Below are 20,859 nucleotides of genomic sequence, written 5' to 3' on the forward strand. Positions count from 1 at the left end.
CGGTCGTGTGAGGGCGGGGCCGCCTGGGCCCGGGAGATCGTCTGTCGGTCGCGGGAAGCGTATCGCCCCCAGGTGAACAGGATTACGACAACCCCCGGCCGTACCGACGCGTCACTCGGCGCCCAGCCGGTCACGCCTGCGCCAGGCGACGACGGCCGCGCCGAGACCCGTCAGCACGATGAAGCCCATCGCCGCGAGGAAGGCGGGCGATGTCGGCGAGGAGGCCTCGCTGCCCGCCACGACGTACGCGGCCGTGTTCGGGATCGAGCCGAGCCCGGTCGCCACCAGGAACGGGGGATACCCCATGCGTGACACGGCGGCGCAGTAGTTGGCGGCGGCGAAGGGCACTCCGGGGAAGAGGCGCAGCGCCAGCATCGAGCGGAAGCCGTGTCTGCTGAGCTGTCCGTCCGCCGCCCGCATCCAGCGACCGCGCAGCAGCGTACGCAGCGCGTCCTGCCCGAGCACCCGGCCGAGCCCGAACGAGATGCCCGCGCCGAGCACCGTGCCCGCCAGCGCCGCCGCCAGTCCGGCCTGCGTGCCGAACAGCGCTCCGGCGGCGAGATTGAGCAGCGGACGCGGTACGAACGCCACCGTGCACACGCCGTACGCGAGTCCGAACAGCAGGACCGCTGCGGCGCCGCCGCTCAGCTGGGCCGGCCAGCCGGAGGCCAGCAGCCGCTGTGGCTTGAGGAGCAGCATCGTCGTCGCGGCGGCCAGCAGCACCGCCACGAGCAGCGAGAACCTGGACCAGGGAGAGAAGAGCACCCGTGTGCAGCGCGCGGACAGACCAACGGCGGGCCGGGTGGCGGGGGCGGGGTCGAGCATTCGGGGAGAGTATCCGACACCAGGTGTGATCGTCGTAATGTGACCGTTACAGGGACGGATTCGCGACAGTCGACATCACGGCCGAGGCCGCTCGGCACCGCTGGGGCAACCCCTCGGCGCGGCGTGCCGACCGGCCGTCAACTCGCCTGCCGCCCGCAGTAAATCGCTCGACGGGCCCGCCGCCGTCGGACATGATCGACGCATGTTCCGGTTCGCCTTCCTCGCAGCGCAGTCCGCAGTCGCGGACGCGCCGAAGGCTGCCGCGAGCCCCGCGCTCACCACCGCCGTTGTCGCATCGACGACCACGGCAGCAGTCGCGGCAGCACTCACCACTGCCTCGGCACCCATCGGCGGCGCCCGAAGCTGACCCTCCCCCGACAGTCCGGCGGACCCCGTGAGGGGAGGGTCGGCAGGGCCCTGGGGTCTTCTCTCTCAGCTTCGAGAACCAAGGAATGAGCCATGCCCAAGACGGCATACGTGCGCACCAAGCCGCACCTCAACATCGGCACCATGGGCCACGTCGACCACGGCAAGACCACCCTCACCGCAGCCATCACGAAGGTCCTCAGCGACCGGGGCACCGGCACGTTCGTCCCGTTCGACCGCATCGACCGGGCGCCGGAGGAGGCGCAGCGCGGCATCACCATCAACATCGCGCACGTCGAGTACGAGACCGGCACCCGGCACTACGCGCACGTGGACATGCCAGGACACGCCGACTACATCAAGAACATGGTGACCGGCGCGGCCCAGCTCGACGGGGCGATCCTCGTCGTGTCCGCGCTCGAAGGCATCATGCCGCAGACCGCCGAGCACGTGCTGCTCGCCCGCCAGGTGGGCGTCGACCACATCGTCGTCGCGCTCAACAAGGCGGACGCGGGAGACCCCGAGCTGACCGACCTGGTCGAGCTGGAGGTGCGCGAGCTGCTGTCCGCACATGGCTACGGCGGCGACACCGTGCCCGTCGTGCGGGTGTCGGGGCTGCGGGCCCTGGAGGGCGACCCGCGCTGGACGGGGGCGGTCGAGGCCTTGCTCGACGCCGTCGACACGTACGTACCGATGCCGGTGCGCTACATCGACGCGCCGTTCCTGCTGCCGGTGGAGAACGTCCTGACCATCACCGGCCGGGGCACGGTCGTCACCGGCGCGGTGGAGCGCGGCACCGTCCGCGTCGGGGACCGCGTCGAGGTGCTCGGTGCCGGTGTCGAGACCGTCGTCACCGGTCTGGAGACCTTCGGCAAGCCGATGGAGTCCGCCGAGGCCGGAGACAACGTCGCGCTGCTGCTGCGCGGGGTCGAGCGCGACCGGGTGCGCCGAGGCCACGTCGTGGCCGCGCCGGGCAGCGTGACACCGAGCCGGCGCTTCACCGCGCAGGTGTACGTCCTGTCCGGGCGGGAGGGCGGCCGCACCACGCCGGTCGCCACCGGCTACCGGCCGCAGTTCTACATCCGCACCGCGGACGTCGTCGGTGACGTCGACCTCGGCGCGGCCGCGGTGGCACGCCCCGGCACGACGGTCACCATGACCGTCGAACTGGGCCGGGACGTTCCGCTGGAGACCGGCCTCGGCTTCGCCATCCGCGAGGGCGGCCGCACGATCGGCGCGGGCACGGTCACCGGTCTGGTCTGAGCGGCCGTGCGCGGCCGGGTCCGCCTCCCGTACCGCACGGGAGGCGGACCCGGCGCTGGTTGCGGGGCCCGCCCTGCCGAGGTCACGAGCAGCCGGCCGGGCACCGCACAATGGGGGAGTGAACGAGTCAATACCGGTCATCCGCGACGTGGACCGGGGCACCGCCAGACTGCTCCCCGACGTGGACCGGGAGCGGGCCTGGCTGCTGACCGTCGACGGCGCACCCCAGTCGTACGTCGACCTGGACGCGCCGGAGCACCTCGAGTTCGAGTACGCGCGACGGCTCGGCCACGTCGTGGACTGCGCCGCCGAACCGGGCGGGCCGCTCGACGTGCTGCACCTCGGCGGCGGCGCCCTCACCCTGCCGCGCTACGTCGCCACGACCCGCCCCGGATCCCGGCAGGACGTCGCGGAGGCCGACCGGGGGCTGCTCGCCCTTGTGGCCGAGCACCTGCCGCTGCCCGACGGCAGCCGGATCGCCGTACACGGGACGGACGCCCGCGAACACCTGGAGGCGACCGCACCCGGCTCCGTGGACGTCCTGATCGCGGACGTCTTCGGCGGCTCGCGGGTACCCGCCCACCTGACGACCGTGCCCTACGCGCGGGCCGCGGCACGGGCGTTGCGGGCCGACGGGATCTACGCCGCCAACCTCGCGGACGGGGCGCCCTTCGACTTCCTGCGCCCGCAGCTCGCCACCTTCGCGGCCGTCTTCGAGGAGCTCGCGCTGATCGCGGAGCCGGCGGTACTGCGCGGCCGGCGCTTCGGCAACATCGTCCTCCTCGCCTCCCGCACCCCCTTCGATCGCACCCCCTTCGACACGGCCGCACTGACCCGCCGTTGTGCCGCCGACGCGTTTCCGGCCCGTGTCGAGTACGGCGCCGCCGTGGCCCGGCTCGTCAGGGGCGCCGGGCCGGTCGGGGACGACGAGGCGGTGGACTCACCCGAGCCGCCCGACGGCTCCTTCGGCATCGGCTGACGCCGGCGCACCCTTCGCCACCACCCCGGCGGGGGCGGTTCTGCGGGTCAGGTTGCGCACGTCCGGAACGCACAGCACGGCGCCGGTGACCAGGACGACCAGCGCGGCGCAGCCCCACAGCGCCCGACTGCGCCCGACCAGCGACTCGACCGGACCGGCGAGCGCGGTGGCGAGCGGCACCATGGCCACCGAGCCGAACCAGTCGTAGGCCGAGACCCGCGACAGCTTGTCCTCGGGGATCTCCTGATGCAGGGCCGTCATCCAGGACACGCCGAACACCTCGATGGCGGCGCCGCTGACGAACATCACCGCGCAGAGCCCGGCCACCGGCAGGGGCACGGCGAGCCCCGCCGAGGGCAGCGCCAGCGGGAACACGCAGAGGGACCCGGCCAGCAGCAGCCGCCTCGGCTTCCACCGCATCATCAGCACCGCCCCGCCCAGGGTGCCGACGCCGAACGCGGCGAGCGCGAGGCCCCAGGGGCGGGCGCCGCCGAGTTCGTCCCTGGCGACCAGCGGCCCGTAGACCGCCTCGGCGGCTCCGACCGCGGCGACCACCACGGAGAACTGCGCCACCACCGCCCAGAGCCAGGTGCGGCCGATGACCTCCTGCCAGCCGTCCCGGAGATCGGCGAGCAGCCCGCCGCCGGGGGCGCGCGCGGGGATGTGGCTGACGTCGAGGAAGGAGCGCAGCGCTCCGGCCACAGCGAAGGCGGCCGCGTCGACGGCCAGTACCCAGCCCGGGTCCATCGCGGCGATCATGGCGCCGCCGAGCGCCGCCCCGCCGATCGCGGCGCCCTGCATGGACATCCGGAAGAGGGCGAACGCCCGGCTCGCCTGCTCGCCGCTGACGGTGGACATCAGCATGCCCTCGGCGGCCGGGTTGAAGAAGGCCTGCCCCGTGCCGCAGAGGGCGGTGAGCACCATCATCTGCCACAGCCGGGCGTCACCGGCCAGGACCAGCCAGGCGAAGACGGCCTGCGACACACAGTTGAGGGTGTTGGCCGCCACCATCACGCGGTGGCGCGGCAGCCGGTCCGCGACCGCCCCGCCGATCAGCAGGAAGAGCACCAGCGGCGCGGTCCTGGCGGCGGCCACCAGCCCGACGTCGCCTGCGTCGCCGCCCGACTCCAGAACCGCGAACGCCGCCGCGATCAGCGCGCCGTTGGTGCCCAGGCCCGTGATGATCGCGGCGGCGGTCAGCAGCCGGTAATTGCGGCCCGCCCGGGAGGGGCGGTCCGATGGGGGTGCGAGGTCGGCGGCTGTCACCAGGGGACTATCGCTGGCTTGACCCCGTGGTGCCAAATGGGTTGCCGCCGGGCGTCAGGACTCGGTGATCTTCACCAGCCGCACCGTGCTCAGAATCTTCATGATCGTCGAGTCCGGCAGCTCGTCCGGGACGGAGGCGGCACCGTACAGAACCCAGGAGGAGAAGGCCCCGTTGCTGTTCTTGAAGGTGAAGGCGATGGACTTGCCGTCCGTGTCGCACTTCGTCTTCTTGGTGACATTGGGCGCCTTGGCGGTCACCAGGCTGCCGGTGAGACCCGACTTGGTGGTGTACTGCTTCGCCTTGCTGATCTTGATGGTGCTCTTCGGCATGTGCTGCGCGTAGGCGGCCCACGCCCAGGTGCCGGCCTCGTTCCTGGCGTTCACATCGGCGTCCGTGGCCCCTTCGGCGCCGCGGGTGCCGGTACCGGCCAGGCTGCTGTTCTCCTTGGTGCCGTCGTGGTCGGAGTCGTCGACGCACCACTTGCTCTTGAGGTCAGCGGGTGCCGTGAAGCCGATGAGCGGCGAACCGTCGCCCTTCTTCTCGTCCTCGAAGAACGAGGAGATCCCGGGACGGGAGACCTCCCAGTCGCCGGGCACGTCGAACTGCGTGCCCCACTTCGGGTTGGTCACCACCTTCCAGCCGGCGATGAGCGGCTTGGCGTCCCCGTCGCTGCCGCGCGGGTTGGCCTCCGGCGACGACGCGGACCCGGAGGGCTTGGCCGGCGCGGACGACTTCTTGTCGTCGGCGACGTTCTTGCCGTCCTTGCCGTCGTCCTTGTTCATCACGACGACGCCGGTGACCACCGCGGCCGCGACGACCGCGACCGCCGCGACGATCGCGATGACGGTCGTCTTCTTCTTGTCGTTGCCGGGCTGAGGCGGACCGGGCGGACCGGGAACCGCGTGCTGCGGAACGGTCGGCTGCTGGTACGGGTTGCCCTGCGGGTAGCCCGGCTGTCCTTGCTGCCCCGGCTGTCCCTGCTGCGGGTAGCCGTATCCGGGCTGCTGCCCGGACGCGCCGGGCTGCTGATATCCCGGCTGCTGGTAGGGATTCGGCTGCTGGTAACCCGGCTGCTGATACGGGTTCTGATTCTGGTCCTGCGGGTTTTGCTCGCCCCCGGGCGGCTGCTGTCCTGGCCACATGGCGAGTAACGATAGAGGTGCGCCGTCCGGTCGGCTACGGCCGCCCCCGTGAGCGGACGGTGAAGGAGGGGATCGGCGGCAGGGGAAGGGCAGGGGCAACGGGCGGTGAAGGGCGGGAGCGGCGGAAGCCGGAGTGCGGGGTCGCGTGCGGATCCGGCGGTGCCCGGTGATCCCCGAGGCATGGCCAAATCTGCCTACCGGTCGGTAACATGGAACTCATGAGCGCTGAACAGATGACCGCGGGCGAGATGGTCGCCGCGACGGTTCCGATGGTCCGGACCCTCAACCTCGAATTCCTGGAGTCCACCGCAGAACGCGCGGTGGTCCGTCTGCCGGACCAGGCGGACTTCCACAACCACGTCGGCGGACCGCACGCCGGCGCGATGTTCACGCTGGCGGAATCCGCGAGTGGTGCGATAGTCATCGCCGCGTTCGGCGATCAGCTGACGCGCGCCGTCCCCCTCGCCGTGAAGGCGGAGATCGGATACCAGAAACTGGCCATGGGAGATGTCACCGCGACCGCCACGCTCGGCAGGCCGGCCGCCGAGGTCGTCGCCGAACTGGACGCGGGCAAGCGCCCCGAGTTTCCCGTGGCCATCCGTATCCAGCGTGCGGACGGCGCTGTGACCGGCGAGATGACGGTGGTCTGGACGCTGCGCCCGAACGCCTGATTCCGCCGGGCCCGGCAGGGGCCGCCGCCCACCCGGAACGGGTGCGGGGGCGGCCCCTTGGTGCTGTCGGTCCCGGTGACACGGCCGGTAGGGTTACCTCTGTGCGCCGAGGAGTTGTCCGGCGGCCCAGAGGACATCACTACGGAGGAACCGGCGTTGCACATCCAGGAGTGGCTGGAGAACGTTCCCGCGATCAGCGTCTACCTCCTGGTGGGCATAGTCATCGGTGTGGAGAGCCTCGGCATCCCGCTGCCGGGCGAGGTCGTGCTGATCAGCGCGGCGCTGCTGGCCGCGGGACACGACGGCATCAACCCGTGGATCCTGGGTGCCTGCGCGACGGCCGGGGCGGTGATCGGTGACTCGATCGGCTATGCCATCGGCCGCAGGGGCGGACGTCCGATGCTCGCCTGGCTCGGCGCGAAGTTCCCCCGGCACTTCGGTGAGAGCCAGATCGCCACGGCGGAACGCTCGTTCCACAAGTGGGGGATGTGGGCGGTCTTCTTCGGCCGCTTCGTAGCCCTGCTGCGCATCTTCGCGGGACCGCTCGCCGGCGTCCTGCACATGCCGTACTGGAAGTTCCTGACCGCCAACCTGCTCGGCGGGATCGCCTGGGCGGGCGGCACCACGGCCGTCATCTACACGGTGGGTGTCGTCGCGGAGGACTGGCTCAAGCGGTTCTCGTACCTGGGACTGGCGATCGCTGTCCTGATCGGACTCGCCTCGATGCTGGTCGTCAGGAACCGGGCCAAGAAGGCGGCGGCCGCGCGGGACGCGGCGCAGCCGGCGCCCGAACCCGGGGCCGTACCGGCGGCCGACTGAACCGCGCGGACCCGGGCCGGCCGGACCTGCGCGGCTGCCTGCGAGGGTTGCCCGTGGGGACTGTCCGTGAAAACTGCCCGCGGGACGCGTCCCGTGCTCAGTCCTCGAAGGCCTCGCGGTGTGCCTTGGCCAGTTCCACGTAGCCGACCGCGTTGAACTTCACGCCGTCGAGCTCCTCCTCGGTCAGCTGTCGTTTGACCTTGGCGGGTACGCCCGCGACCAGCGAACCCGGCGGCACCCGCATCCCCTGCGGGACCAGCGCCTGGGCGGCGATCAGTGAGCCGGTGCCGATGTGCGCACCGTTCAGGACGGTGGCCCCCATGCCGATCAGGACGTCGTCCTCGACGGTGCAGCCATGGAGCACCGCGTTGTGCCCGACCGAGACGCCCTCGCCGACCGTGACGGGGAAACCGGGATCGACGTGGACGCTGCAGTTGTCCTGGATGTTGGACCCGGCGCCGATGACGATCGGGCCGCAGTCCGCGCGCAGCACCGCGTGGTACCAGACGCTGGAACCGGCCGCCATGGTGACCTCACCGATCACGACCGACGTCGGTGCCGTGAAGGCGGACGGGTCGATGTCCGGCTCCTGACCTCCCAGTGCGGTGATCAACGCCTGCTCTGCCATCGCGCGTTCCTCCGTGCTCCGGTGCTGTGGGTCGCGGTCGTCGGGCCGAGAGCCGTCCGGCCGCCGGGGAAACGGTATGCGACGGGCACGCGGGCCGGGGTCCCGGTGGGGTGAAGATCACAGGCCGGTGCGGATACCGGTCCCGGGCGCCCCGACTACCGTGTGCGAGTGCCGAAGAACAGAGACACGGTCTCCTCCCTGACCGCCTGGCGGCGGCGCGTCGTGTCCGGGGCCGTCCACCGCTGCTGGCGCTGGGTCCGGGAGACGGGCGCGGTCACGGCCGCGCATCCCGGCGGGCTGCGGTTCGGCCGGATCGGCGAGGGCACCCGGCTGGCGTTCCCGCAGGGCACGGTCTTCGGGGAGCCGTGGATCGAGCTCGGCAACCACTGCATCATCGGCGAACAGGTGACCCTCACGGCGGGGCTCATGCCCGATCTGGACCTCGGTGCCGATCCGATCCTGACCCTGGGCGACGGTGTGGTGCTCGGCCGGGGCAGCCATGTGGTCGCCGACACCACGGTGACGATCGGCTCGGACACGTACTGCGGGCCGTACGTCTACATCACCTCGACCAACCACAGTTACGACGATCCGCGGCAGCCGGTCGGCCGGCAGTGGCCGCGTATGGAACCGGTCGCCATCGGGCCCGGTTGCTGGATCGGCACCGGAGCGGTGGTCCTCCCGGGCGCCCGGCTCGGGCGCAACGTGGTCGTCGCGGCGGGCGCGGTGGTACGCGGAGAGGTGCCCGACCACGCGGTCGTGGCCGGCGCCCCCGCACGTGTCGTACGCAGCTGGGACCCGGAGAAGGGCTGGCAGCCACCCATGCGCACACCGGCCCCGGTGCCGATACCGGAGGGTGTGACCCCCGAGCAGCTGCTGGCCGTGGCGGAGCTCGACGAGAGCTGAGGCTCGTGCCGGGGCCGGCGGGTCCCGTCAGCCGGTCGCCAGCAGCACCGTGCCGACCAGGGCGAGCCCGGCCCCCGCCGCCTGTACGCCGCGCAGCCGTTCCCCCAGGAAGCCGCGTGCGGCCAGGGCCGTGACCACCGGGTAGAGCGAGGCCAGCACGGCGGCGACGGTGACCGGTCCGTGCTGGGCGGCGATCGAGTACGTACCGTTGGCCGCGACATCCGCGAGGCCCACGAACGCAAGCGCCGGCAACGCGGCCCGCACCGCGGCGGCCCCGCCCCCGTCGGGCAGCGCGCGGCCGCCGCGCCGCACCGAGACGTACAGTGCCGCGCCGCCCACCGTGATGTTGGTGAGCCGCTGCACGAACAGGGCCAGGAAGAGGCCGCTGAGCGTGGTGGACGCCTCCGCGATCAGGGACATCACGGCCCCGAAGCCGAACGCCGCCACCAGGGTCAGCAGCACCGCCCGGCGCTGGACCGGGGCGCCGCGCAACTGCGGGCCGCCCGCCAGCACGATGCCCGCCACCGCGACGGCGACCCCGGCGAACTGCAGCAGCCCCGGCCGCTCCCCGGCGATCAGCCCGACGCTCACCGGCACGGCGACGCCCAGGGAACCGAGCGGGGAGACGACCCCCATCGGGCCGAGCGCCAGGGCCTTGTAGAAGCTCAGCATCGCGACCGGCCCCACCACACCGGCCGCGACCGCGAACCAGAGCTGCCCGCCCGCCTCGCTCCAGGCACCCGTGACGGTCACGATCACCGCGAGCACGGTCGCGGCGGCGGTCTGCGAGACGACCACCACGGTCAGCGCGGGCATGCGCCGGGTCAGCAGCCCGCCGCCGAAGTCGGCCAGTCCCCACAGCAGGCTGGTGGCGAGGGCGAACAGTGCGGACATGCGCGGGCCTCGCAGTACAGTGCGGTGAACGGTGGGTACAGCACACCGTAGTGCAGTATTTTCGACTCTGTCATCCAGAATATTGGACGGAATGTGACTGATCTCGACCAGCTGACCCAGTCCCTCGCGCGCAATCTCAAGCGCTGGCGCGGGGAGCGGGGCTTCACCCTGGACGCCCTCGCCACCCGTGCCGGGGTCAGTCGCGGCATGATCATCCAGATCGAGCAGGCACGTACCAACCCGAGCGTCGGCACCACGGTCAAGCTCGCCGACGCGCTCGGTGTCAGCATCACCACCCTGCTCGACTACGACCAGGGCTCCCCGGTCCGCCTGGTGCCCGCCAGCCAGGCGGTACGGATGTGGTCGACGGAGGCGGGGAGCGCCACCACCCTGCTGGTCGGCACCGAGGCCCGGGGACCGCTGGAACTGTGGTCCTGGCGGCTGGTGCCCGGCGAGGGCAGCGCGTCCGATCCGCACCCCGAGGGCACCGTCGAGCTGCTCCACGTCACCACCGGTGAACTCACCCTGGTCGTCGACGGCACCTCGTACACCGTGCCCGCCGGAACCTCCGCCACCTTCGAGGCGCACCACCCCCACGCCTACCGCAACGAGGGCTCCGAGCCCCTCGAAGTCACCATGGCCGTGTCCATCCCGCCCGTCAGATGAGACGTCCGACCGGGCCGGTGCACGGGGCTGTTAGCGTGGCCGGCATGTACGCACCCATCGGCTCCTTCGAGGATGCCGGCCCCGCTGCCGAACGCCTCGAACTGCTCACCGCCCCGGTGGCCGCGGCGGTCCGCGAGGGCTGGGGCGGTATCCCCGCCGAGCAGGTCATCCACGTCGACACGGACCCCGCGATCGCCGACACCGCCGCGTTCGTCGAACACCATGGGGCCGAACTGCTGGAACGGTCGGCCAACTGCGTCGTCGTGGCCGGCAAGCGCGGGGGAGAGACCACCCTGGCCGCCTGCCTCGTGCTGTCCCACTCCCGCGTCGACGTGAACAACGCCGTCCGCAAGCACCTCGGCGCCCGGAAGGCGTCATTCGCTCCGATGGACACGGCAGTCGGTGAGACCGGCATGGAGTACGGCGGCATCACGCCCGTCGGACTGCCGGACGGCTGGCCCCTGTTGATCGATCCCGCCGTCGTGGAAGAGGAATGGGTCCTGGTCGGCAGCGGCAGCCGCCGGGGCAAACTGATCATGCCGGGCAAGGCGCTCGCGGCGCTGCCGGGCGCGGTCGTGGTCGAAGGTCTCGGCATCAGGAGCTGAACCGCCGCGGCGGTGCGCGGGCAGCCACTTCGCGGCGAAGCCCACCGCTTCGGGCAGGCGGAACAGGTGGCTCGGAGCCGATCCGACCCGGGCGGTGGTGACGGCGCCGGACCGGGCCGAGCGCGCGAAGTCCGCGCCCAGGGCCGCGAAGTCGCCGTCCTCCAGAGCCACGTCCTCGTACTCCCACCACCGCCGCCCGCCGCCTTCGCCCACCACGCAGCGGTAGGTACGCCGGGGCGGTGAGGGCACGCGGTACTCGGCGAGGTGGAACGCGGTGCAGGAGCCGAAGCCGGTTCCCAGGAGCAGGACCTGCGCCCCCAGGTCGTACAGCCTGGCCAGCGGCGAGTCCTCCCCGAGATGGCAGTCCGGGCGGTGCCCGGCCACCACCTCGTCCGCCCGCGGACCCACGGCCGCGAACGAGGTCTGCGGATGGGCGCTGCGCACGGCGCCGGGGGAGCGGCGCACCGCTTCGGCCAGGCGCCCCATCGACGGGGCAGCGGTGGTGGCCGGGTCGAACGCGGGCATGGCCGCCCGCACGGCGTCCAGCTCCCGCGCGCCGAGGCCACGTACCCGGGCGCGGTACTGCGGTGAGGTGTCGGAGTTCTCCGGGGTGAAGGCCGGGACGACCAGCGTGCCCCGAGGCCCCAGCGCATCCCGCAGGGCGGCGGTCACGGCGGGCACCCCGCCGCGGACCGTCCCCACCGCACGCAGTGAGGCGTGCACCATGAGGACCCCGCCACGCTCCACACCGAGCCGGGACAGCTGTCCGGCCAGCCGGGCGCGGCTCTGGGAGAGGCTCAGCACACCGGGTGCGGGGGCGGTAATCACAGCGGATCATTCTTGCAGCCCGTGGCGGAGCGCGACACCACGCACATTCGGCCGAACGGTGACGGTCCCAGGTGCCTCCCCGGTCCCGTGAGAGGCCGGGGCCCCCAGCCGGAGCGACAGCCGAGGCCCACAGCAGCCGGCCCCTGCGGCCTGAGCCCCTATCGTTCCAGGGCGGGGATCTCGATGGCCGGGCAGCGGTCCATGACCATGTCGAGCCCGGCCGCCCGGGTGCGCTCGTACGCCTGCTCGTCGATCACGCCGAGCTGGAACCACACCGCGGACGCGCCGGCCGAGACCGCCTCGTCCGCCACCGCGCCGGCCAGCTCGCTGTTGACGAAGACGTCCACCACATCGACCGGGAACGGGATGTCGGCCAGCGAGGCGTAACCGTCCTCGCCGTGCACCCGCTCCGCCTTCGGATGCACCGGGACCACGCGCTTGCCGAAGCGCTGAAGGACCTCGGCCACCCCGTAGGCCGCGCGGGAGCGGTTGTTCGACAGCCCCACCACCGCCCAGGTGTCGCCCGTCCCGGTCAGAATCCTGCGGATCGTCTCCGTGTCTGCGTACATGATCCACTCAACGGACGGCCGCCCCGGACCATTCCCGGGGCTGCGCATAGGCTGGCCGGATGCAGGAGCAGTACCGGACAGTCGCCCGAGCGGGCGTGCACGAGGCCGAGATCAACCGGTCGCGTTTCATCTGCGCGCTCGCCCCCGCCGCCACCGAGCGGGAAGCGCAGGAATTCGTCGCCCGCATCCGTAAGGAGCACCCGGCGGCCAACCACAACTGCTTCGCGTACGTGATCGGCGCCGACGCCTCCGTACAGAAGGCAAGTGACGACGGCGAGCCGGGAGGCACCGCCGGGGTGCCGATGCTCCAGATGCTGACCCGCCGCGAGATGAGGTACGTCGTCGCGGTCGTCACCCGCTACTTCGGCGGGGTGAAACTCGGCGCGGGCGGGCTGATCCGCGCTTACGGGGGAGTGGTCGGTGAGGCCCTCGACGCGATCGGCACACTCACCCGGCAGCGGTTCCGGCTCGCCACCGTCACCGTGGACCACCAGCGGGCGGGCCGGCTCGAGAACGAACTGCGGGCCACCGGGCGGACCGTGCGAGAGGTCCGATACGCGGAGGCGGTGACCATCGAGATCGGGCTGCCGGACGCGGACGTGGCCGAGTTCCGGCGCTGGCTGGCCGACGCGACGGCCGGCGAGGCGGAGCTGGAGCTGGGCGGCGAGGCCTACGGGGACGCCTGAGTACTGTGGTGCGGGGGCGCGGGTGCGGGGCCGCGCGGGCACGACGATCACAGCGCACCGGGTCCGGGCCGCTCCGGAGCACAAGGGGCGGCGGCCGCACGGGTGGAGGAAGCGAAACATGCAGGTCGGAGCCGGGTCTTGAGGATTTTGCACACATCGGACTGGCATCTGGGCCGGTCCTTCCACCGCGTCTCGCTGCTCGACGCCCAGGCCGCCTACCTCGATCACCTGGTCGCGACGGTCCGTGACCACGACGTCGATGCCGTGGTCGTGGCGGGTGATGTGTACGACAGGGCGGTGCCGCCGCTCTCCGCCGTCCAGCTCTTCGACGACGCGCTGCACCGGCTCGCCGAGGCCGGCGTGCCCACCGTGATGATCTCCGGGAACCACGACTCGGCCCGCCGGCTCGGCGTCGGCGCCGGACTCATCGGGCGGGCAGGCATCCATCTGCGGACCGACCCCGCGCACTGCGCCACCCCGGTCGTACTCCCCGACGCCCACGGCGACGTGGCGTTCTACGGGCTCCCCTATCTGGAACCAGCCCTCGTCAAGGACGAGTTCAATGCCGAACGGGCCGGGCACGAGGCCGTCCTGAGCGCTGCCATGGACCGGGTCCGCGCGGACCTCGCGACTCGGCCCGGCGCCACCCGGTCCGTCGTCCTCGCGCACGCCTTCGTCGCGGGCGGCGAGGCGAGCGACAGCGAACGCGACATCACCGTCGGCGGGGTGGCCGTGGTCCCCGCCGGAGTCTTCGACGGAGTCGACTACGTGGCGCTGGGACACCTGCACGGCTGCCAGAGCGTCACCGAACGCGTCCGCTACTCCGGCTCCCCGCTCGCGTACTCCTTCTCCGAGGCCGGCCACCGCAAGACGATGTGGCTGATCGACCTGGACGACACCGGCGCCGTCGCCGCCGAACGGATCGACTGCCCGGTGCCGCGCCCGCTCGCCCGGCTCCGCGGCCGGTTCGACACCCTGCTCGACGACCCCGCCCTGGACCGGCACGAGCTGTCCTGGGTGGAGGCCACCCTCACCGACCCGGTCCGCCCGGCCGAACCGATGGCCCGCCTCGTCGAGCGGTTCCCGCACACGCTCGCCCTCGCCTTCGAACCGGAACGCGACCCCGAGGACCCGCAGACCTCCTACGCCGAGCGGCTGCGGGGGCGCGACGACCAGAGCATCGCGGAGGACTTCGTGGCCCATGTCCGCGGCGGATACGGCATCGACGAGTCGGAGCGGACGGTGCTGCGCGGCGCCTTCGACCACGTACGCGTCGACGACAGCGTGCGCGAGGTGAACCGGTGAGGCTCCACCGACTCGGCATCACCGCCTTCGGACCCTTCGGCGCCACTCAGGAGATCGACTTCGACGCACTCTCCTCGGCCGGGATCTTCCTGCTGCACGGACCGACCGGCGCCGGCAAGACCTCGATCCTGGACGCCGTCTGCTACGGCCTCTACGGCGCCGTGCCCGGCGCCCGGCAGAGCCCCGGCACCTCGCTGCGCAGCGACCACGCCCCGGCGGACCTGCCGACCGAGGTCCGGCTCGAACTCACCGTGGGCGGGCGCCGGCTGGAGATCACCCGGAGCCCCGCCCAGCCCCGCCCGAAGAAGAAGGGCGACGGCTACACCACGGAGAAGGCCCAGAGCCGGCTGCGCGAGTACCTCCCCGACGAGGGATGGCGGGCGCTGAGCCGCTCGAACCAGGAGATCGGCGAGGAGATCACCCAGCTCATCGGGATGAGCCGGGACCAGTTCTGCCAGGTGGTCCTCCTGCCGCAGGGCGACTTCGCCCGCTTCCTGCGAGCCGACGCCGAAGCACGCGGGAAGCTGCTCGGCCGGCTCTTCGACACCCGCCGCTTCGCCGCCGTCGAGGAGCACCTCGCGGAGCTGCGCCGGGCCGCCGGGACGCAGGTCAGAGCCGGGGACGAACGGATCCTCGCCATTGCCCAGCGGATCGCCCAGGCGGCCGGGCCCGCCGCGGAGGAGCAGCCGCTGCCCGCCGTCCAGCCCGGCGAACCCGGGCTCGCCGACGCCGTACTGGAATGGGCCGCGACGGCGCGCGCCGGCGCCCGGGAACGGCTCGACATCGCCGCGTCGGCCCTGACCGCGGCCGAGCAGAGGCGGGCGGCCGCCCGGCAGGCCCTGGACGCTGAGCGCGAACTGGCCGGCCTCCAGCAGCGGTACGCGGAGACCCGGCGGCGCGCGGCCGCGGTGGAGGCCGGCCGGGACGAACACGATCAGGCACAGGAGCGGCTCAGGCGCGCCCGCAAGGCGGAGCTCGTCGCCCCCGCGCTGGAGCTCCGCGAGGAGGCGGAGCGGGCGCACCGTCGGATGGGCGCGGCCCGCGAGCGCTCCCGGGCCGGGCTGCCCGGCGGCCTGGCCGACGCGGGCGCCGAGCAGCTCACCGCGCTCGAACGCCGGCTCCGCGAGGAGCTCGGCGCGCTGGACGCGGCCCGTCGCGCAGAGCGCCGCAGTGCCGAGATCGACAGTGAACGGGCGGCGCTGGAGCGGCAGGCGAGGGCGGACGACGAACTGATCCGGGACGCCGAGAGCTGGCTGGCCGGCTGGGAGACCAGCCGGCACCGTCTGCACACCCGCATCGAGGCGGCCCAGGAAGCGGCGACCCGCGCCGAACTGCTGGCCGGCCGCCTGGACCCGGCCCGCAGGCGGCTGGCCGCGGCCCGCCGCCGGGACGCCCTGGCAGGGCAGACCTCGGACGCCGAGGAGCGCCTCGCCACCGCCCGGGAGCACGCCCTCACCACCGGGGAGACCTGGCTCCGCCTGCGCGAACGACGGCTGCGCGACATCGCGGCCGAGCTCGCCCGCGAACTGGTCGAGGGCGAGGCCTGCGCGGTCTGCGGTTCGGCCGACCATCCGGAGCCCGCCAGGACCGGCGACGGACACGTCGACCAGGCCACGGAGGACGCGGCGGAGGCCGCCCACCGGCGCGCCGAGCAGGCGCGTACCGAGGCGGAACGCGCGCTCGGAGCCGTACGCGAGGGGTATGCGGCGGCGCGCGCGGAGGCCGCGGACACCGCGGACGGGCAGGCCGCGGACGCGTCCGGCGGGGCCACCGGCGGCCCGGCCGGAACGTCCGAGCCCACGGTCGCAGCGCTCGCCGGCCTCGTGGACACCCTGACCCGGGAGCACGCCGAGGCCTACCGGACCGCGACCGGGACGCACGCGGCGCGCGAGGCACTCGCGGCCGCCGAACGCGAGCAGGAGCAGCGGGCCGGGAACCGTCAGCACGCCGAACGCCGGGCCGCGGCCCGCACCTCCCGGCGCGAGGGCCTCGACGCCGAACAGGCTTCCCTGGAAGAGGTGCTGGCCCAGGCGCGCGGCGGGTCGGGCAGCGTCACCGAGCACGCCGCCCTCCTGCAGCGCCGGGTCGGCCTGCTCGTCGACGCGGCCGCGGCGCTGCGTGCGGAGGAGGACGCGGCGGACCGGCTGAAAAATGCCGACGACCGGCTCGCGGACGCGGCGTTCCGGGCCGGTTTCGACACCCCGCAGGACGCTGCCGCGACCATGCTCCCCGACTCCGGGCAGCGGGCGCTGCAGCACCGGATCGACGGCTGGCAGGCCGAGGCCTCGGCGGTCACCGACCGGCTGGCCGAGGCGGACGCCCGCGCTGCGGCCGGCCGCCCCCCGGCCGACCCCGGCGGCGCGCAGTCGGTGTACGACACGGCCGAGCGGCTGCTGCGGGACGGGGCGGGCGCCCACACCGCGGCCCGGGAGCGCTGGAGCGAACTCGCCCGGCTGTCCCGGCGCGCGGCGGACGAGGCAAGGGCCCTGGGACCGGTGCGCGAGGAGTACGAGCGGATCGCACGGCTCGCCGGCCTCACCGCCGGCACCTCGGCAGACAACGAACGCAAGATGCGGCTGGAGTCCTACGTCCTGGCGGCCCGCCTCGAACAGGTCGCGGCGGCCGCCACCGCCCGGCTGCGGCGGATGTCGTCCGGCCGCTACACCCTGGTCCACTCCGACGCCCGCACCGGCGGCCGCCGGGCCGGGCTCGGGCTGCACGTCATCGACGCCTGGACCGGACGCGAGCGTGACACGGCCACGCTCTCCGGCGGCGAGACGTTCTTCGCCTCGCTCGCCCTGGCACTCGGCCTCGCCGACGTGGTCACCGACGAGGCCGGCGGCGTACGGCTGGACACCCTCTTCATCGACGAGGGCTTCGGCAGCCTGGACGACCAGACCCTCGACGAGGTGCTCGACGTGCTGGACTCGCTGCGGGAGCGGGACCGCAGCGTCGGAATCGTCAGCCATGTCGCGGATCTGCGCCGACGCATTCCGGCCCAGCTCGAGGTGGTGAAGGAACGCCACGGATCCGCCGTACGTCACCGGACGGCGGACGGAGTCAGCGGCTGACCGCCCGGCGCGGCAGCGGCGAGGAGTAGACGACGCTCGTGGTGACGGACCCCAGGGAACCGATCTTCCCCGACACCGTCTCCAGATGGCTCATGGAGCGCGCCGTCACCTTGAGCACGAAGCAGTCGTCGCCGGTCACGTGGTGGGCTTCCATGATCTCCGGTGTGGTGCCGAGCAGATCGTGGAACGGCTTGTAGTTGCCGTTCGGGTAGCGCAGCCGGACGAATGCGAGGATCGGCAGCCCGAGCCGCTCCGGATCGACCACCGCCGCGTACCCGCTGATGATTCCGGCCTCCTCCAGCCTGCGGACCCGCTCCGTCACGGCGCTCGACGACATCGCGACCGCCCGCGCGATGTCGGCGTAGGTGGCGCGGCCCTCACGCTGCAGGACATCGAGGATGCGCCAGTCGGTGTCGTCCGGGGAATAGTCGGTCATACGCAGAGGGAACAGGGAAATGCCCGGCGGATCAAGTGCACTGCCGGGGATCTCATCTTCCGGCACGGCTCCGCCGGCCATAGATTTTCGACCATGACCTCACAGCCCGTCACCACCGCCGACCACCCCGTGCTCCGGGTGCCGCCCGCCGATCCGGCCGTCGCCGCCGCCCACTTCGCGGCCGCGCTCGCCTTCCACGCCGACGCCTCCGACGTCGCCGCCGCACTGACGGCGGGCGCAGACCCCGGCTTCGTACTCCTCGACTCCCGTTCCGCCGAATCCTGGGACCAGGGGCACATCCCCGGCGCGGTGCACCTGCCGACGTCGCTCATCGCCGGGCAGGCGCACGGACTGCTCGACCCTGACGTGCCCGTGGTCACCTACTGCTGGGGGCCCGCCTGCAACGGCGCCGCCCGCGCGGCGCTCGTCCTCGCCGGACTCGGCTACCGGGTCAAGGAGATGCTCGGCGGCTTCGAGTACTGGGTGCGCGAGGGCTTCGCGTACGAGACCGTGCGGGGGCCGGAGCGGCGCGGCGCCGACCCGCTCACCGCACCCGTCGGCGCCGAGGCCTGCGGCTGCTGACCGGTGGCCGCCGACCGGCCTTCTGACGGCGGCGGGCCGGGCCCGGGGACGCGCCCCCACCCGGCCCGCCGCTCCGCTCAGAGCTTGGACAGCTCGTCGACCAGGTCGTCCAGGCCCAGCGGCCCCTGCGAAAGGGCCGCCATGTGCCAGGACTTGAGGTCGAAGGCGTCCCCGTGCGCCGCGCGGGCGTTCTCCCGGCCCAGCAGCCAGGCGCGCTCACCCAGCTTGTAGCCGATGGCCTGCCCCGGCATCGAGAGGTAGCGGGTCAGCTCGCTCTCCACGAAGTCGGCGGGCCGGCCGCTGTGGTTGCCGAAGAACTCCTGGGCCAGCTCGGGCGTCCACCGCTCGCCGGGGTGGAACGGGGAGTCGGCCGGGATCTCCAGCTCCACGTGCATGCCGATGTCCACGATCACCCGGCAGGCGCGCATCATCTGCGCGTCCAGGTAGCCGAGGCGCCGTTCGGCGTCCGGCAGGAAGCCCAGTTCGTCCATCAGCCGCTCCGCGTACAGCGCCCAGCCCTCGGCGTTGGCGCTGACGATGCCGATGGACGCCTGGTAGCGCGAGAGGCTCTCCGCGACGTGCGCCCACTGGGCGAGCTGGAGGTGGTGACCGGGCACGCCCTCGTGGTACCAGGTGGAGACGAGGTCGTACACCGGGAACCGGGTCTCGCCCATGGTCGGCAGCCAGGTACGGCCGGGACGCGAGAAGTCCTCGGACGGACCCGTGTAGTACGGCGCCGCTGCGCCGCCGGGCGGGGCGATCCGGGACTCCACCTTGCGGACCCGCTCGGCGAGTTCGAAGTGCGTGCCGTCCAGGGCTTCGATCGCCTCGTCCATCAGCCCCTGCAGCCAGGCCTGGACCTCGTCGACGCCCTCGATGTGCTTGCCGTGCACGTCGAGATGGGCCAGCGCCTCCCAGGGGCCCGCGCCGGGCAGCACCTTCTCGGCCTCGGTGCGCATCTCCGCGAGCAGCCGGTGGTACTCGGACCAGCCGTACGCGTACGCCTCGTCGAGATCGAGGTCGGTGCCGTTGAAGTAGCGCGACCAGCGGGCGTACCGCTCACGGCCCACCACCTCGGGCGCCCCCTCGACGGCGGGCGCGTACACCTCGCGCATCCACTGCCGCAGCTCCTCCAGGGCCTGGGTGGCCTGCCGGGCGCCGTCGTCCAGACCCTCGCGCAGCGCGTCGGGACCGGCTGCGGCGAAGTCCTGGAAGAAGCCCGTCGTGCCGTCGCCGATCCACTCGTCGAGCTGGCCGATGAAGGTGGTGGTGGCGCGCGGGCTGCCGTAGAGCTTGCGCTCCAGACCGAGCGCGAGGGACTCGCGGTAGCCGGCCAGCGCGGCCGGAACGGCGCGGAGCCGGTCGACGACCGCCGCCCAGTCCTCGTCCGTCTCGGTGGGCGTCACGGTGAACACCTCGCGCACCGAGTGCGCGGGGGAGTGCAGGTTGGAGACGGCGCGCAGCGCCTCATCGGCCTCGTGCACGGCGAGTTCGGCGGTCAGCCGCTCGCGCAGGAGACGGCCGCAACGCCGTTCGGCGTCATCGGCCGCGCCGGGAAGCTGCTCGGCACGGTCGAGCCCGGCCAGCGTGGCGCGGGCCAGCCGGGCCAGTTCCTCCTGGCCGGCGGGGGAGAAGTCGGGAAGGCGGCGCGAGCTTTCCGCGACACCCAGGAAGGTGCCGGAAATCGGGTCGAGCCGGATGAACGCGTCGACGTAGGCGTCGGCGACCTGGCGGGGCAGCGCGCTGCTAGGAGTGTCTGACATGTGGACATCCTCGTACGGAGAGGGGCTCCCCGTCACCATCAACCGGGCTCGGAGACCTGACACGCAGCCGGCCGGGCGGAGGTTGCGGCGGGCGGCAGCAGCGGTCCGCACTCCCACTGCTGGAAGATCAGCCTGGTCTCGACCCGGGCCACTTCGCGGCGCGAGGTGAACTCGTCCAGCACCAGCCGTTGCAGATCGGCGGTATCGGTGACAGCCACGTGTACCAGATAGTCGTCCGGACCGGTCAGATGGAACAGAGCCCGGGACTCGGGCAGTGTCCTGATCCGTTCGACGAACGGGCCGATGAGCTCCCTGCGGTGCGGCCGGACCTGCACCGACAGCAGCGCCTCCAGGCCGCGTCCCATCCTGGCCGGGTCCAGCCGCAGCTGGTGGCCGAGGATGACGCCCGTGCGCCGCAGCCGCGTGACCCGGTCCAGACACGTCGACGGAGCGACCCCGACCTCGGCCGCGAGATCGCGGTAGGTGGTTCGGGCATCGTTCTGCAGCAGGCGCAGAATGTGCAGATCCACCGTGTCCAGAGCGACAGAATCGGTCATCTGCCGAACGTAGCACGGCTCCTGGCGCCGA

Annotated in this window: 21 protein-coding genes and 1 pseudogene; 12 read left to right on the top strand and 10 right to left on the bottom strand. The window is 72.9% G+C overall.

Annotated elements, in window-relative coordinates; translation table 11 throughout:
* Positions 1-111 precede the first annotated feature (111 nt).
* A complete protein-coding gene (locus EDD93_RS29220) occupies positions 112-825 on the bottom strand; it encodes a TVP38/TMEM64 family protein (protein ID WP_123528483.1) in 714 nt (237 codons plus the stop codon).
* Positions 826-1,027: 202 nt separating this feature from the next.
* On the opposite strand from EDD93_RS29220, the gene EDD93_RS39730 reads away from it, so the two are divergent.
* From EDD93_RS39730 to EDD93_RS29230, 3 genes are all read left to right on the top strand, one after another.
* The gene (locus tag EDD93_RS39730) at positions 1,028-1,192 is read left to right on the top strand and encodes a hypothetical protein (protein WP_185092560.1); all 165 of its coding nucleotides are present in this window, start codon (positions 1,028-1,030) and stop codon (positions 1,190-1,192) included.
* Positions 1,193-1,284: 92 nt separating this feature from the next.
* Positions 1,285-2,454 carry an elongation factor Tu gene (gene tuf, locus EDD93_RS29225; RefSeq protein ID WP_123528484.1) on the top strand — a complete coding sequence of 390 codons (1,170 nt, stop codon included), beginning with the start codon at positions 1,285-1,287 and terminating at the stop codon, positions 2,452-2,454.
* 118 nt (positions 2,455-2,572) lie between these two features.
* On the top strand, positions 2,573-3,433 hold the full coding sequence (locus EDD93_RS29230; RefSeq protein WP_123528485.1) for a spermidine synthase: 861 nt from the start codon (positions 2,573-2,575) through the stop codon (positions 3,431-3,433).
* Here the strand turns inward: EDD93_RS29230 and EDD93_RS29235 are convergent.
* Together EDD93_RS29235 and EDD93_RS29240 are read right to left on the bottom strand one after the other, a co-directional pair.
* On the bottom strand, positions 3,395-4,699 hold the full coding sequence (locus tag EDD93_RS29235; protein WP_123528486.1) for an MFS transporter: 1,305 nt from the start codon (positions 4,697-4,699) through the stop codon (positions 3,395-3,397). The genes EDD93_RS29230 and EDD93_RS29235 overlap by 39 nt on opposite strands.
* A gap of 54 nt (positions 4,700-4,753) precedes the next feature.
* Complete coding sequence (locus EDD93_RS29240; protein WP_123528487.1) at positions 4,754-5,842, bottom strand: hypothetical protein; 1,089 nt, start codon at positions 5,840-5,842, stop codon at positions 4,754-4,756.
* Between the two features lie 233 nt (positions 5,843-6,075).
* Between EDD93_RS29240 and EDD93_RS29245 the strand changes: the two genes are divergently transcribed.
* Together EDD93_RS29245 and EDD93_RS29250 are read left to right on the top strand one after the other, a co-directional pair.
* Positions 6,076-6,513, top strand: coding sequence for a DUF4442 domain-containing protein (locus tag EDD93_RS29245; protein ID WP_123528488.1), 438 nt, complete (start codon positions 6,076-6,078; stop codon positions 6,511-6,513).
* 156 nt (positions 6,514-6,669) lie between these two features.
* Complete coding sequence (locus tag EDD93_RS29250) at positions 6,670-7,332, top strand: DedA family protein (protein WP_123528489.1); 663 nt, start codon at positions 6,670-6,672, stop codon at positions 7,330-7,332.
* Positions 7,333-7,429: 97 nt separating this feature from the next.
* Here the strand turns inward: EDD93_RS29250 and EDD93_RS29255 are convergent, their stop codons facing one another.
* Complete coding sequence (locus EDD93_RS29255) at positions 7,430-7,960, bottom strand: gamma carbonic anhydrase family protein (RefSeq protein ID WP_123528490.1); 531 nt, start codon at positions 7,958-7,960, stop codon at positions 7,430-7,432.
* 168 nt (positions 7,961-8,128) lie between these two features.
* On the opposite strand from EDD93_RS29255, the gene EDD93_RS29260 reads away from it, so the two are divergent.
* Positions 8,129-8,866 (top strand): DapH/DapD/GlmU-related protein, encoded by a 738-nt coding sequence (locus EDD93_RS29260; RefSeq protein ID WP_123528491.1) that lies wholly within the window; start codon positions 8,129-8,131, stop codon positions 8,864-8,866.
* Positions 8,867-8,893: 27 nt separating this feature from the next.
* Here EDD93_RS29260 and EDD93_RS29265 read toward each other — a convergent pair whose 3' ends face one another.
* Entirely contained in the window at positions 8,894-9,760 is an 867-nt protein-coding gene (locus tag EDD93_RS29265) for a DMT family transporter (protein WP_123528492.1), read from the bottom strand.
* A 93-nt stretch (positions 9,761-9,853) separates the two neighbouring features.
* Between EDD93_RS29265 and EDD93_RS29270 the strand changes: the two genes are divergently transcribed.
* On the top strand, positions 9,854-10,426 hold the full coding sequence (locus EDD93_RS29270; protein WP_123528493.1) for a helix-turn-helix domain-containing protein: 573 nt from the start codon (positions 9,854-9,856) through the stop codon (positions 10,424-10,426).
* A gap of 44 nt (positions 10,427-10,470) precedes the next feature.
* The gene (locus EDD93_RS29275) at positions 10,471-11,031 is read left to right on the top strand and encodes a YbaK/EbsC family protein (RefSeq protein ID WP_123529417.1); all 561 of its coding nucleotides are present in this window, start codon (positions 10,471-10,473) and stop codon (positions 11,029-11,031) included.
* Here the strand turns inward: EDD93_RS29275 and EDD93_RS29280 are convergent.
* Together EDD93_RS29280 and EDD93_RS29285 are read right to left on the bottom strand one after the other, a co-directional pair.
* A pseudogene (locus EDD93_RS29280) lies at positions 11,032-11,835 on the bottom strand (aminoglycoside N(3)-acetyltransferase); the annotation flags it as partial.
* Positions 11,836-12,017: 182 nt separating this feature from the next.
* Positions 12,018-12,428, bottom strand: a complete 411-nt coding sequence (locus EDD93_RS29285) for a CoA-binding protein (protein WP_123528494.1) — start codon at positions 12,426-12,428, stop codon at positions 12,018-12,020.
* Positions 12,429-12,487: 59 nt separating this feature from the next.
* Between EDD93_RS29285 and EDD93_RS29290 the strand changes: the two genes are divergently transcribed.
* The 3 genes from EDD93_RS29290 (at position 12,488) to EDD93_RS29300 (ending at position 17,490) form a co-directional block, all read left to right on the top strand.
* A complete protein-coding gene (locus EDD93_RS29290) occupies positions 12,488-13,114 on the top strand; it encodes a YigZ family protein (protein ID WP_123528495.1) in 627 nt (208 codons plus the stop codon).
* Positions 13,115-13,252: 138 nt separating this feature from the next.
* Positions 13,253-14,419, top strand: coding sequence for an exonuclease SbcCD subunit D (locus tag EDD93_RS29295; RefSeq protein ID WP_123528496.1), 1,167 nt, complete (start codon positions 13,253-13,255; stop codon positions 14,417-14,419).
* A complete protein-coding gene (locus tag EDD93_RS29300) occupies positions 14,416-17,490 on the top strand; it encodes an AAA family ATPase (RefSeq protein ID WP_123528497.1) in 3,075 nt (1,024 codons plus the stop codon). Before EDD93_RS29295 ends, EDD93_RS29300 begins: the two co-directional genes overlap by 4 nt.
* Here the strand turns inward: EDD93_RS29300 and EDD93_RS29305 are convergent.
* Positions 17,480-17,926 carry an Lrp/AsnC family transcriptional regulator gene (locus EDD93_RS29305; protein ID WP_123528498.1) on the bottom strand — a complete coding sequence of 149 codons (447 nt, stop codon included), beginning with the start codon at positions 17,924-17,926 and terminating at the stop codon, positions 17,480-17,482. The two genes, EDD93_RS29300 and EDD93_RS29305, sit on opposite strands and share 11 nt — an antisense overlap.
* A 93-nt stretch (positions 17,927-18,019) precedes the next feature.
* Here EDD93_RS29305 and EDD93_RS29310 point away from each other — a divergent pair, with 93 nt between their 5' ends.
* Complete coding sequence (locus tag EDD93_RS29310) at positions 18,020-18,508, top strand: rhodanese-like domain-containing protein (protein WP_123528499.1); 489 nt, start codon at positions 18,020-18,022, stop codon at positions 18,506-18,508.
* A 77-nt stretch (positions 18,509-18,585) separates the two neighbouring features.
* On the opposite strand, the gene EDD93_RS29315 is transcribed toward EDD93_RS29310, so the two are convergent.
* The gene (locus EDD93_RS29315; protein ID WP_123528500.1) at positions 18,586-20,271 is read right to left on the bottom strand and encodes a DUF885 domain-containing protein; all 1,686 of its coding nucleotides are present in this window, start codon (positions 20,269-20,271) and stop codon (positions 18,586-18,588) included.
* 38 nt (positions 20,272-20,309) lie between these two features.
* On the bottom strand, positions 20,310-20,828 hold the full coding sequence (locus EDD93_RS29320) for an Lrp/AsnC family transcriptional regulator (RefSeq protein ID WP_123528501.1): 519 nt from the start codon (positions 20,826-20,828) through the stop codon (positions 20,310-20,312).
* Between the last annotated feature and the right edge of the window lie 31 nt (positions 20,829-20,859).

This window comes from Streptomyces sp. 840.1 (assembly GCF_003751445.1).
Classification (GTDB): domain Bacteria; phylum Actinomycetota; class Actinomycetes; order Streptomycetales; family Streptomycetaceae; genus Streptomyces.